At 58.0% G+C, this 13,162-nt stretch carries 8 protein-coding genes and 1 tRNA gene; 5 read left to right on the top strand and 4 right to left on the bottom strand.

Annotated elements, in window-relative coordinates:
• Nucleotides 1–52 precede the first annotated feature (52 nt).
• Entirely contained in the window at nt 53–2,797 is a 2,745-nt protein-coding gene (gene secA, locus Q1J88_RS07100; RefSeq protein ID WP_301116901.1) for a preprotein translocase subunit SecA, read from the top strand.
• A 206-nt stretch (nt 2,798–3,003) separates the two neighbouring features.
• Here the strand turns inward: secA and mgtE are convergent, their stop codons facing one another.
• Nucleotides 3,004–4,482: a magnesium transporter gene (gene mgtE / locus Q1J88_RS07095; protein WP_301116900.1), complete on the bottom strand. Its 1,479-nt coding sequence runs from the start codon at nt 4,480–4,482 to the stop codon at nt 3,004–3,006.
• Between the two features lie 139 nt (nt 4,483–4,621).
• On the bottom strand, nt 4,622–5,830 hold the full coding sequence (locus Q1J88_RS07090) for a M20 aminoacylase family protein (RefSeq protein WP_301116899.1): 1,209 nt from the start codon (nt 5,828–5,830) through the stop codon (nt 4,622–4,624).
• A gap of 112 nt (nt 5,831–5,942) precedes the next feature.
• On the opposite strand from Q1J88_RS07090, the gene Q1J88_RS07085 reads away from it, so the two are divergent.
• On the top strand, nt 5,943–7,619 hold the full coding sequence (locus tag Q1J88_RS07085) for an AMP-binding protein (protein WP_301116898.1): 1,677 nt from the start codon (nt 5,943–5,945) through the stop codon (nt 7,617–7,619).
• A gap of 8 nt (nt 7,620–7,627) precedes the next feature.
• Here the strand turns inward: Q1J88_RS07085 and Q1J88_RS07080 are convergent, their stop codons facing one another.
• Nucleotides 7,628–8,476, bottom strand: a complete 849-nt coding sequence (locus tag Q1J88_RS07080) for an inositol monophosphatase family protein (RefSeq protein WP_301116897.1) — start codon at nt 8,474–8,476, stop codon at nt 7,628–7,630.
• Between the two features lie 123 nt (nt 8,477–8,599).
• Between Q1J88_RS07080 and mnmC the strand changes: the two genes are divergently transcribed.
• The 3 genes from mnmC to Q1J88_RS07065 all read left to right on the top strand — a co-directional run bounded on the left by mnmC (nt 8,600) and on the right by Q1J88_RS07065 (nt 12,957).
• Nucleotides 8,600–10,459 (top strand): FAD-dependent 5-carboxymethylaminomethyl-2-thiouridine(34) oxidoreductase MnmC, encoded by a 1,860-nt coding sequence (gene mnmC / locus Q1J88_RS07075; RefSeq protein ID WP_301116896.1) that lies wholly within the window; start codon nt 8,600–8,602, stop codon nt 10,457–10,459.
• 118 nt (nt 10,460–10,577) lie between these two features.
• A complete protein-coding gene (locus tag Q1J88_RS07070) occupies nt 10,578–12,785 on the top strand; it encodes a glycoside hydrolase family 31 protein (protein WP_301116895.1) in 2,208 nt (735 codons plus the stop codon).
• 96 nt (nt 12,786–12,881) lie between these two features.
• Nucleotides 12,882–12,957, top strand: a tRNA-Lys gene (locus Q1J88_RS07065).
• A gap of 97 nt (nt 12,958–13,054) precedes the next feature.
• Here the strand turns inward: Q1J88_RS07065 and Q1J88_RS07060 are convergent.
• A partial coding sequence (locus Q1J88_RS07060) for a transposase (RefSeq protein WP_301116923.1) occupies nt 13,055–13,162 on the bottom strand: 108 nt, incomplete at its 5' end.

Here is a 13,162-nt window from a genome sequence, read left to right as displayed (position 1 = left end):
CACAGTTCAAATTCACCCTGTGGTTTGCCGGGTTCGCAACAACGACACGATAATGGTTTCTTTGCTAAAAAAGCTCATCGGTAGCCGAAACGACCGCATACTCAAGAAGTATCGCAAGCTGGTGGCGCAGATCAATGCGCTGGAGCCCACGCTTGCAGCACTATCTGACGAAGAGCTCAAGGCAAAGACGGATGAATTCCGCCAGCGCTATCAGTCAGGAGTCTCCCTGGACGATATGCTGGTCGAGGCTTTCGCCGTCGTCCGCGAGGCCAGCAAGCGCGTTTTTGGCATGCGCCACTTCGATGTACAGTTGCTGGGGGCTATCGCACTTCATAATGGCCAGATCGCCGAAATGCGTACCGGTGAAGGCAAGACGCTGATGGCTACATTGAGCGTGTACCTCAATGCCCTGTCGGGGCGCGGCGTTCACGTTGTTACCGTCAACGACTATCTCGCACGTCGCGACGCCGAGTGGATGGGCCGTCTGTATAACTTCCTGGGCATGTCCGTGGGCGTGGTTGTGCCACAACAGCCCAACGAAGAGAAGGTGGCTGCCTATGCCGCCGACATCACCTACGGAACCAACAACGAGTTTGGCTTCGATTACCTGCGCGACAACATGGAGTACCGCGCCGAAGACCGGCGTCAGCGTCCGCTTGCGTACGCCATTGTCGACGAGGTCGACTCCATCCTGATCGATGAGGCTCGTACACCCCTGATTATTTCCGGCCAGGCCGAAGACAACACCGAACTGTATGTGCGCATGAACGTTGTGCCACCCATGCTGACCCGCATGGCCTCGGAGCCCAAGCCGCACGAGCCCGAGCCTGAAGGCGATTTCTGGGTCGACGAGAAAGCACAACAGGTTCACCTGTCTGAAGCCGGCATGACCAAGGCCGAGCAGTTGCTTGTCAGTCAGGGCCTGTTGCCCGAAGGCGAGTCCCTTTACGACCCCCGCCATATTTCGCTGATTCACCATCTGATGGTGGCTCTGCGAGCTCATAACCTGTTCTTCCGCGACCAGCAGTATGTGGTGCAGAATGACGAGGTCGTAATTGTCGACGAGTTCACCGGCCGCCTCATGGCAGGTCGTCGCTGGTCCGACGGCTTGCATCAGGCAGTTGAGGCCAAAGAAGGCGTCACGATTCAGCACGAGAACCAGACCCTTGCCTCGATCACCTTCCAGAACTATTTCCGGATGTATGACAAGCTGGCGGGGATGACTGGTACCGCAGATACTGAAGCTTTCGAGTTTCAGTCCATTTACGGCCTTGAGACCGTCATCATCCCGACCAATCGGCCGATGCAGCGTATCGACCAGAACGACCAGGTCTTCAAGACCGATGCCGAGAAGTTCAACGCTATTCTGGCGGACATCAAGGATTGTCACCAGCGTGGCCAACCCGTACTGGTTGGAACCACCAGTATCGAGAACTCCGAGCTTCTGTCCAACCTTCTGAAAAAAGAAGGCCTGCCCCACGAGGTGCTCAACGCCAAGCATCACGAGCGCGAAGCCCAGATTGTTGCCGAGGCAGGTAAGCCTGGTCATATCACCATCGCCACCAATATGGCCGGGCGTGGTACAGATATTGTGCTGGGCGGAAGCATCGAGAAGCAGATTGACCTCATTCGCGCCGACGAATCGCTGTCAGAGGCCGAAAAAGAAGCACGCATCGAGAAAGTCCGGGCTGAATGGGCTCCTGCCAACGAAGCGGTCAAGGCTGCGGGCGGATTGCGCATTATCGGTACCGAACGGCATGAATCCCGTCGCATCGACAACCAGTTGCGTGGCCGTGCCGGTCGTCAGGGTGACCCGGGTTCATCGCGTTTCTATCTTTCCCTCGACGACTCCTTGATGCGCATCTTTGCCGGTGACCGCGTGCGCGCCATCATGGAGCGCCTGCGTCTGCCCGAAGGCGAACCCATCGAAGCGCGCATGGTTTCACGTTCCATCGAGTCGGCCCAACGCAAGGTCGAGGCACGAAACTTCGACATTCGCAAGCAGTTGCTCGAATACGACGACGTTGCCAACGACCAGCGCAAAGTACTTTATGCCCAGCGCAATGAAGTGCTCGAATCGGCAGACGTGTCCGAGTCCATCCGCAACCTTACGCGGGCTGCCGTCACAGAGCTCTTCCGCTCGCATGTACCCGAAGAAAGCATGGAGGAGCAGTGGGAGCTTGCCGCCCTCGAGGCCGCGCTGGAATCCGATTGGCATATTCAGGTCCCCCTGACTCAATACATGGAGCAGGAGCCCAACATTACCGACGACGAGCTTCTTGAGCGTGTGCTGGCCGAAGCCAATCGAATCTACGAAGAAAAAGTGGAACTCGTCGGCCGTGAAAACTGGGCCCCCTTCGAGCGTTCTGTATTGCTGCAAGCCATCGACACCAGCTGGCGCGCTCACCTTTCAGCCCTCGACCACCTGCGTCAAGGCATCCATCTGCGCGGCTATGCACAGAAGGATCCCAAGCAGGAATACAAGCGGGAAGCCTTTGAGCTCTTCTCGGCCATGCTTGACCGCGTCCGCGACGATGTGGTGAAAGTACTGCTTACCGTTCGAATCCAGTCCCCCGAACAGGTCGAAGCCGTCGAACCCGAGCCCTCCCAGCTCGAGAACGTCAAGTACCACCACTCCGACTACGATGCAGCCCTAAGCGGCGAAGACCCTGGCATCGCCGAAGCCGCTACTCGCCAGGCTGTGCCCGATGCAGCCGTTCCCAAAGTCGGCCGCAACGACCCCTGCCCATGCGGTAGCGGTAAAAAGTACAAGCACTGCCACGGCAAATTGACCTGAGCTGCCGAGAGCTTCTGCAAACCACAGGGTTTGCAAAGCGCGCCCCCAAACAAAAAGCCGACCGCGTTAGCAGGTCGGCTTTTTGTTGAATCAGTTTCTTTGGCGCATCCTTCGTTTGCTACCATTACGCACTTTGGACAGCGATGCAGTCAATTCACCTCTTGCCCGCCAAACAGGAGCAAACAAGAGCCTTACCAAGCAAACGGCTAAAGCAAAAACACCGTAGCCAGTCCGAGAAAAATAAAGAATCCCAGAGAGTCCGTAAAGAACGTCAGCAGCACCGACGACCCCATGGCGGGGTCCTTGCCGAACCTGTCTCGCATCAGTGGAATCAATACGCCCACGGCCGCACCGATCAGCATATTCCCGATCATCGCAGCCATCATGACCAGCGCAATCGACCAGGAGTCCGAGATATACCAGGCAAATATCGCTGCAACCAGGCTCCCGCAAACTCCCACCAGCAAGGTAATACTCAATTCGCGCTTGACCAGTTGCCAGATGTTCGCGCTGTTGACCCGCCCGACAGCAAGCGCCCGGATCACCAGCGTCATAGTCTGATTACCCGAGTTGCCGCCGATTCCGGCCACGATAGACATCAGAAAAGCCAGCACGACGATATGACTGACCGTACCTTCGAATCGGGATGCAATAAATGCCGCCGTTGACGCCGTGAACAAATTGACCAGCAGCCACGGTGCCCGGTTGCGAATTGCATGAACCGACGGAGCGAAAATGTCTTCTTCTTGCAGACCCGCGCGCGACAACGCTTGTTCCTGCGAGTCTTCCTGGATGACGTCTACCACCTCTGCGATCGTCACTCGGCCGATGAGTCGGCCCTGATCGTCAATTACCGGGGCCGAGACCAGATCGTAGCGCTCGAAGGCGCCGGCTGCGTCCGCGTCGGAATCCAGGGGGTTCAGCGTAAGGTAGTCTGTGTCCATGACTTCAGACACTTTCATATCAGGCTCGCTGACCAGCAATCGGGACAACGCCAGCGTGCCGCGAAGCCGATCTTCGCGGTCGACCACGAAGATCTGGTCGGTATGGTCCGGTAGTTCGTGGAGGCGACGCAGGTAGCGCAAGACCACCTCGAGAGACACGTCCTCGCGAACGCGCACCATCTCGAAATCCATGATCGCACCGACCGTGTCTTCCGGGTAGCCCATTGCCTCGATGAGCTGCGCGCGCTCGGCGTCGGTCAGACCTTTCTGAACCTCAGCGACAACATCCGGGGGCAGATCCGGTACCAGGTCGGCAAGCTCGTCTGCATCCATCGTGCCCGTGGCGGCTACAAGGTCCTCCACGTCCATCGACTTGATGAGCGATTCCCGAGCCCAATCGTCTACCTCGAGCAGGACGTCTGCATCGTGTTGCGCATCGACCAGCTGCCAAACCGCCTGCCGCTCGTTCTCGGGCAGCGATTCAAGGATGAAGGCAATATCCGAAGGGTGCAGCTCGTTGACAATCGCGCGGATCTCGTTTTCGTGCTGACGATGCAACATTCCTTCGAGCAAGTTCGATCGATCGTCTGACTCGTACTGGCGACGCGCGAGTGCCTCGACCACTTCCTGGCGCTTTAATATGGCCTGCAACCGTTGCAGCGCAAGCTGGGCGTCCTCGGGGTCGAGCCGGCGTGGAATCGTGATGGGGCCGTCATGGGGCCTGACTGGCGTATCCGACATAGGCAACCTTGTTGATGAATCCGGGTCGGGAGGCTTATTTTGTCGGGCACAGGCCCTGACGCGGCGACAAGCCTTCGGTGCCGAGGTAGCCCGCTATTGTAACGGAAGCACGCTACCCGGCCGTAGACATGCGTACGCTTCAGTCAATACCTGATGGTTGGGCCAGTCGGCGGCGGGCCAGTTCGACCCAGTAGGTTGCGCCCAGTGGCAGGACCTCGTCATTGAAATCGTAGCTGCTGTTGTGCAGCATGCACGGACCGAGTCCATGGCCGCTGCCGCGGTGATCGCCATGGCCATTGCCTATCCAGACATAACAGCCGGGCTTTTCCTTGAGCATGAAGGCGAAGTCTTCGGCGCCCATGGAAGGTGCCGTATTGCGCTGTACAGCCTCGGCCCCCACGATGTCTTTCAGTACTTCAGCGCAGAAAGCGGCTTCTGCCGAGTCGTTGATGGTGGGAGGGTAGCGACGATGAAATATGAACTCGACCGAGCAGTTCATGCCCTGGCAGGTATGGGTGGCAATTTCATGCATGCGCTTTTCGATGAGGTCGATGGCTTCCTCGGTGAACGTACGTACAGTACCGCGGATGATGGCGTCGTCTGGAATGATGTTGTCTGCCGAGCCGCTATGAATTTGCGTGATGCTGAGGACGACCGGCTCGAGTGGATCGACTTCGCGAGTGATGACTGTTTGGAATGATTGTGCCAGTTGCACGGCAACCATAATGGGGTCGTTGCCGAGATTCGGCATCGCCGCATGGGCACCTTTTCCGCGGATCGTGATCTCGAACGTGCTGCTGGACGCCATGACAGGGCCGTCGTGAACTGCAAATGCCCCGGCTGCAATGCCAGGCCAGTTGTGCATTCCAAAAACCGCCTCCATGGGAAACTGCTCGAAGAGGCCGTCGTCTATCATTTTTTTTGCGCCGCCGAACCCTTCTTCGGCCGGCTGGAAAATTACATAGACCGTACCGGCGAAATCGCGGTGCTGGGCGAGGTAGCGCGCTGCCGCCAGAAGCATGGCGGTGTGGCCATCGTGGCCGCAGGCATGCATTACCCCCGCGTGCTTGCTGGCATGAGCAAAGGTATTGGCCTCTTGCATGGGCAGTGCGTCCATATCGGCTCGCAAGCCAATGGCCCGCCCATTTTTAACGTTGCCATGAATAATACCGACAACTCCGGTTATGCCCATTCCGCGATGCGTGGGAATTCCCCACGATTCTAGCAATTCTGCAACCAGATCGGATGTACGGACTTCTTCGAAGGCAAGTTCGGGGTGAGCGTGAATGTCGCGGCGGATTTGGGCCATCTCGGCTTGCCAGCCGACAATGGGTTCGACTAATTTCATGAAACCGGATCCCTGTAGTGCTTGACGATAAACTGTACCTTGATCGCGTCGTATCATCAATGCCGTCAGCGCATGTCTCGAATCCGCGCCGCAAACGGTAAAGCGAGGAGCAATGGAAAAACCCTGGTTGCAGTTGTATCCCGAGGGCGTCCCGGCCCAGATCAGTACCGACGGTTACGAATCCCTGCCGGATTTGATCGGGCGTGCGTGCAAGCGGCACGCTCATCGGCGTGTTGCGGTGTTCATGGGCAGCGACATGAGCTATGCCCAGCTCGACAAGCGCGCTGACGCGGTAGCAGCCTGGATTCAGTCGCAAGGGTTGAAGCAGGGCAGCCATGTGGCAATCATGATGCCCAACGTAATGGCGTACTTGCCAATTCTGGTGGGGGTGTTACGGGCCGGAATGGTGCTTGTAAACATAAACCCCATGTATACGGCAGACGAGTTGCGGCATCAGCTTGCCGACGCACAGGTAGACATGATCTTCTTGTTTGAGAGCTTCGCTGCGACGCTTGGCAAGCTTGAGCCGTCTGTACGTCCGGACACTGTCGTGTTGGTGTCGGTAGGCGAGCTGATGGGCATCAAGGGCAGTCTGGTGAACTTTGTGGCCCGGCATATCAAGAAAATGGTTCCGCCGCACACCCTGTCAGGCGTCACGACCTTCGCGCAGGTGCTCCGGCAGGGGGCTGCGTCATCCTTCAGCCCGCCCACGCTCAAGCTCGATGATGTTGCTGTGCTGCAGTTCACCGGGGGTACGACAGGTCGGCCCAAGGGTGCCATGCTGACACACGGCAACCTGGTGGCCAATGTGCTGCAGATACAGGCAGTAGCAAGACCTGTGCTGGGCGAGGAGTGCGGGGCAGGCCTGGTCATCCTGACAGCACTCCCGCTGTATCACATATTCGCGTTTACGGTGTGTGGCCTTTTCGCCATGCACGCGGGTATGTGCAGCGTACTTATCGCCGACCCGCGCAAGCTCGACACAATTATTTCCGCTTGGCGACGCGATCCGGTGTCGATTTTTCCCGCCGTCAATACCTTGTTTAACGGGCTGCTTAACCGCCCCGAGTTTGCGCAGCTCGATTTTTCCCGGTTGCGCTTATGTTTTGGCGGTGGGGCCGCTGTCCAGCAGGCCGTGGCCGAGCGTTGGCACAAGGTGACCGGCCTTCCGCTGATCGAAGGCTACGGTTTGTCAGAAACATCGCCGGTGGCCATTGTCAACCCAACCAATGCCACCGAGTACTCGGGAGATATCGGAATTCCCTTGCCATCTACCGAAGTTGTCATGCTTGATGGTGATGATCGCAAGTTGCCTTATGGTGAGGCTGGCGAGGTAGCCATACGCGGGCCGCAAGTGATGAAGGGATATTGGAGGATGCCGGAGGAAACCCAGGCTGCGTTCACACAGGATGGTTATTTCAAGACGGGTGACATCGGAATCATGAGCCGGCAAGGCCGGGTCCGCATCATCGACCGCAAGAAAGACATGATTCTTGTCTCAGGATTCAATGTTTACCCCAACGAGGTCGAGCAGGTGGTCATGCAGCATCCGGGCGTGCTCGAATGCGTTGTGGTCGGCTTGCCCAGCGAACGCAGCGGCGAAATGGTCAAGTTGTACGTGGTCAAGAAAGACCCGGCCCTGACCGAGTCTGATTTGCGTCAGTGGTGTGCTGATCGCCTGACCGGCTACAAGCGGCCCGAAGTGATTGAATTTCGGTCTGAGCTTCCTAAAAGCAACACAGGCAAGCTGTTACGACGTGTATTGCGCGACGAAGCATTGAAGCCCTGATGGGGCGGCTAGCGATTGCGCACGTGTGGGCGCAGCATTTCGTGCAGGGCGGGCGCAACATTTGCATTGCCGGCATAGATGAACCCGCTTCGCGGCCAGGGTTCGGCATGCAGGATGTCCTGTGCGTCGCCGCCGGCCTCGCGCACGATCAATGTTCCCGCAGCAACGTCCCAGGGGGCCAGGCCCATTTCCCAGTAGCCGTCGTATCGCCCGCAAGCTACCCAGGCAAGATCAAGTGCCGCTGAACCCATGCGGCGTACGCCACGGGTTAACGGCAACGCAGCATTCAGCGTGGGCATGTACTGTTCGGCGAAAGAGAAGTCCCGAAATGGCAGGCCCGTAGCCAGCAATGCTTCGGAAAGGCTTTCGGTTTGTGAGCAGCCAAGGCGGTGCTCGTTCAGCCAGGCACCCACACCGTACATCGCGGTGAACAGCTCTTCGCGGTTCGGATCGTACACCACACCGATGACGGGAGTATCGACCTCGAGGGGCTGATCGCCCTGAACATAGGTTCCTTCGTGCGCCACCAGCGCGATCGACACGGCGTAGTGAGGAATGCCATGCAGGAAATTGGTAGTGCCATCAAGTGGGTCGATGTACCATGTGGCGGCTCCACTTGCCTGGCCCCCGGTTTCCTCTGCCACGATACCAAACTGTGGCGTGTTTTCCTGGAGTTGCTCGATAATGGCGGCTTCCGCGTCGCGGTCAGCCTGGGATACGAGGTCGTTCCGAGCCTTTTTGTCGATGACAAGATCTGAGCGGCGCAGCGAATGTGCCTGAAGTATGGCGGCACCGGTGCGTGCAGCTGAAATGGCGGTGTTGAGGTATTCGCTGAGATGAAACTGGGATGATGGCATACGAGGTCTGGCTGCAGTGAAAGACATTAGTGTACGCAACATTGGCTGCTGTAGTGCACAGCTTGGCGCGGTTCACGACCCTGCGATGCATCATCGCAACGCGCGACTGGATAAAGGTACACCATGAGCTTTCAGTTTTCCCCGCTTGCACCTGCCAGCCTTCACCGGGACGTGTCGGGGACCCCATTCAGTGAACGGTACGGCGACATTTATCATTCACGACAGGGTGCAATTGAACAGGCACGCCATATCTTTTTAAATGGTAATGGGCTTCCTGACCGATGGCGAGGCAGGTCGTCATTTACCGTGTGCGAGACGGGATTCGGGCTGGGAAGGAACTTTCTGGCCCTGTGGCAGGCCTGGCGTCTGGATCCTCAGCGCAGCAGGCGGCTGCATGTTGTGTCTTTCGAGGCCCATCCCTTCGCGGCCAAGGACATGCTTGAGGCGGCGCGGGACTTGCCTTCCGATCTGCGTATACTTGCCCGGCAGCTCGCAGCCGCGTGGCCGCTGTTGCTGCCGGGGGTTCATCGCCTGGAGTTCGACGCGGGACGCGTGTCACTTACTTTGTTCTTCGGTCGTATCGAACAGATGGCGAGCGAGGCGCAGGCAGCCGTTGACGCTTTCTTTCTGGATGGTTTTGCACCCCAGAAAAACCCCGAAATGTGGTCCAGAACATTGTTCGGACAATTGGTGCGTCTGGGCAGGCCCGGCGCCACAGCTGCGACCTGGTGTGTAAATGGCGAAGTGCGTCGTGCTTTACGTGATTCGGGGTTCATCGTAAGCAAGGCCCCCGGCTTTGGGGGTAAGCGTGAAATGACGCAGGCCGTCCTGCGTCCCGGGCTGGGTTGGGCAAAGGAGACGCGTCGTGACGGCCGAGTACTTATTGTTGGTGCCGGCCCGGCGGGGGCTGCGGCCGCCCATGCGTTGGCGCTCCGGGGGCGCGAATCCTTGGTCGTGGACCCCGCAGTGACGCTGGGTCGGGGTGGCAGTCATCGCGGCCATCTCGCTGCTGCACTGACGCCCCTGATTTCACGTGACGACGATCAGCGTTCGCGCCTGAGTCGCGCCGGAGTCTTGCGCGCGCTTGGCCGCTGGCAGAGCCTGCCCGAAGCAGCAAGGCCGAAACGAGTTGGTACAATAGAGCTTCTTGCTGATGTCTCGCAGGAAGCCTTGCGCAGGTCTACGCTACAGACATTGGCTTTCCCAAAAGAGTGGGTCGAATGGCTCGACGCCGACGAGGTATCCCGACGCGTGGGCATTGCGCTGAACCAGCCCGGCACATTCTTTGCACACGGACAACTGGTCAGGCCCGAACCCTTACTGGAAGCATTGTTAGGCAATCCCCTTACTCAGTGTCACGCCGGCCGCATCGCAAATCTACAACGCGAGGGCGACGGCTGGGTCGCGCGCAGCACTGCCGGAGAATCCTTTGAAGCGGCCTATGTGGTATTGGCCAATTCCACGGAAGCAGCCTCTTTGCTGTCCACCTGCTTTGATCTTCATAAGCTGCCCAAGCTGAAGTCCGGATGGCGACTTGCGGGGCAAGTCAGTCATTTTCAGGTGTCCGATGCGGGTCTGGACCCCGCTACCATACTTAGCGCAGAAGGCTACTTTTTGCCGGCCCTTCAAGGGGTTAATGTGGCCGGAGGTACGTATGTGGCTGAAGCTGCAGAAAGTCGGGTGACAATGCAAGGACATCGCGCCATCGCACAGCAACTTGCCGGCATCCTGAAGAAAGACACCGCAAATGTCTTGCAGTGGCTGGATAAATCAGGTGGTTGGGCTGGCTGGCGGGCCGTAGTGGGAGGCCGTTTGCCAGTTATCGGTCAGGTTCACGGCTTGGACGACATCTGGCTGTCGTGTGCGTTCGGGTCGAGGGGCCTGACCTGGGCACCCCTTGCTGCCGACCTGTTGGCAGCGACCCTGGAAGGCGAACCCTTGCCGTTGGAACGCTCTTTGCAACGTGCCGTTGCACCCCGCTAAAAGGTGGGCTGCGGTGTTTTTAATCGATTTTACGCATGAAGTCATTTTATTTTATAGCGTAAATCCGTCAAAATAGTATCTTTTGAATGCTTTAGAGGCTTTTGCCGAGGATCGCGCTGTGCCGCCCAAGTCTGATCTTGCTCACGTGACGCAACTGGATTCTTTACAATTCTTGACTGCGAAATCCACCCGAGCGGTGTTCGCTTTCGAGGGTTCAGAGTTGCAGCTCGAAATTGAAGCGACAGCCCCCGGTGTATTCCGGCTGCGCTGTGCGCCACCTTCCGTCCTGCAGAACGAGAAGCCCAGTACGCGTGCGAAAGCGCACGCGGAAATGCTGCTGGCTCGTCAGGAACCTGTCAGCGAACTGGCTGTGTCTTCTGTAACTGGCAAGCAGGGCTGGCGTGTGGAACAAGGCGATCTCATCCTTGAAATTTCCATGCAGCCGCTGCAGATTGCGATGTTTCGCGACGAGCGCTGCCTGCTTCGTACGGCTGTGCCCGCCCTGGAGCGAGGCAAGGTCGGCGAAGCCGATGCCTGGCGGCTGAACTGGAGCCTGGATGCTGACGACGCTGTCTTCGGTTTAGGTGACACTGTCGATGATCTCGATCGCCGGGGAGAATACCTGGTGTCTGATCTGCCTCAAGCGCGTGTGTTGCCTCTGGCCTGGAGCCCGCTGGGCTGGGGCCTGTATATCAACAGTCTCGGTCGGGTCGAACACGACGTTGGCAATGGCGATCCTGATGTATACGAGCTGGTATCGCACGCCACGACGCTCGATGTTTTTCTGTTCGCAGGTGAGCCCTCCGAGATTCTCAATCAATATACGGCGCTGACCGGTCGTGCCGGCCAGCCTTGCCTTTGGCCAATGGGTGTGTGGCTCGAACAGGCGCCGGGTCAGTCCATCGACGAAATTTACGCGTTGGCGAAAGGGATGCGGGACGGCGAGTTTCCATTTGATGCCGTCCAGCTCAGTGCGCCCGCCCTGTATGGTTTTCAGCCCGACAAGCCTGGCTTCGAATGGGACACTGCACGAACTGCCGATCCGCGTTCCGACCTTGCGAGGTTTGTTGATCTCCACCTTCAGCTGGCGGCACCCACCTTCCCCGGCGTGCTGGCAGGCACTCCCCTGTTCGAAGAGTGGGAAGACCGTGGCTGGCTTCTGATAAACGACTCGGGCGAAGCTCACGTTTTCCCCGGCAACGAAGCCAGTGGCGGAAAACCCTTCGGTCTGCTCGATCTTACCTATAAGGATGTCTACAAGTTGTGGGCCGAACGTCAGAGACAGGTCTTTGACGAAGGCCTTGGGGCCCCGGTATGTAATGCACAGTTTGATATTCCGGACGACATCACCGCTCGCGGCGGAGAATCGGGTGCTGTGTTGCGCACGATCTACCCGCTCCTGGTACGCCAGGCGCTCTTCGATGCGGTGGCAGGTCACAAGACACCGCAGGAAGGCGTCATCTTCAGCTCCGATCTATTTCCTGGCGTACAACGCTATGCCTGGCAGTCTGCTCCGCGGGTAAGCAATGATTGGCAGGGTCTGGCTCACACCTTGCGATCGGCTCTGGCCCTGGGCAACAGCGCGGTCACTGCTCAATTGCACGGCGTCGGCTGCGCTCATGAGCCGGTTGGCGAAATGAATCCCGAGCTGTATCTGCGTTGGCTGGCTGCCGCTGTACTATCGGCGAATTTCAGCTTCCAGGGTGTGCCACAGCTGATGCCACAAGGTTTTGACGCCGAAACCCAGAAATTGGTGCGACATTGGCTGGACTGGCGCTATCGCCTGATCCCGTATGTGCTTGGAATAATCGAAGATGCCGTGCGCACGGGTCTTCCTGTACAGCGCTCAATGGCCCTGGCTTTCCCAGACGACGTCATGGCTCATGTCTGGGATACCCAGTATTTGTTTGGTCCTGCTCTGTTGGTGGCGCCGGTATTCAAACCCGGAACAGAACACGAGATCTATCTGCCTGAAGGCGACGCTTGGTGGGATATCAGCACCGGTCAGCGCTACGAGGGTGGGCAGGTATTATCTGTCGAGGTCGGGCTCGATGCCCTGCCTGTGTTTGGCCGCGAAGGGCACATGTTGTGTCTTGGCCCCGCGGCGCAGCACACGGGTGAATTCAATTCGGCACGCATCCTCGAAGAGGTCTGGATGTTCGGCATGCCCGAACACAGCCCCGTCGTCATGCGCAACAAGATACGCGTCATGCAGATGCAGGGTTCCAGCTACATCAAGGGCCTGGAAGGCTTGAAGATTCTGCCATCTGAAGGGCTCGAGGTTAAACGGCGCGGGGCCGAGGTGCGAATTTCCCGCGTCCGATAACAATTTCACGGCGGTAGCGGTGAACAACTTCGTATTTTGCCTTGACGAATCTTGAAAATAGGTTCATAATTGCTGTCTTTGGTTTTTGACCAAAACGGGTTGGTAGCTCAGATGGTAGAGCACCGGACTTTTAATCCGTTGGTCCCGGGTTCGAGCCCCGGCCAACCCACCATTAAAAATCAAAGACTTAGAGCCGCTTATGCGGCTTTTTGTTTTTTGGTGTTGGGGGATTTTTTGGCTCTTCCCCATAATCGGGGGAAGGGCACTCATCAAGTACGGTGCATCACACCATCCCAACCGCACAGGGCCAAGACCCTAAGCCGGTAATTTTCAAAATTCCTAAACCCATACGCCCGGCGCGAGATCATTTCCATCTT

The sequence above is a fragment of the Pusillimonas sp. genome (assembly GCF_029263785.1).
In the GTDB taxonomy this organism is placed as follows: domain Bacteria; phylum Pseudomonadota; class Gammaproteobacteria; order Burkholderiales; family Burkholderiaceae_B; genus Pusillimonas.
The sequence above is the reverse complement of the archived record's forward strand: the minus strand, read 5'-3'. Positions and strand labels throughout refer to the sequence as shown.

Coding starts and splice junctions, on each gene's coding strand:
- Q1J88_RS07090 (WP_301116899.1), bottom strand. CDS start 5,830: ATGAAATTAGTCGAACCCATTGTCGGCTGGCAAGCCGAGATGGCCCAA.
- mnmC (WP_301116896.1), top strand. CDS start 8,600: ATGAGCTTTCAGTTTTCCCCGCTTGCACCTGCCAGCCTTCACCGGGAC.
- Q1J88_RS07080 (WP_301116897.1), bottom strand. CDS start 8,476: ATGCCATCATCCCAGTTTCATCTCAGCGAATACCTCAACACCGCCATT.
- secA (WP_301116901.1), top strand. CDS start 53: ATGGTTTCTTTGCTAAAAAAGCTCATCGGTAGCCGAAACGACCGCATA.
- Q1J88_RS07085 (WP_301116898.1), top strand. CDS start 5,943: ATGGAAAAACCCTGGTTGCAGTTGTATCCCGAGGGCGTCCCGGCCCAG.
- mgtE (WP_301116900.1), bottom strand. CDS start 4,482: ATGTCGGATACGCCAGTCAGGCCCCATGACGGCCCCATCACGATTCCA.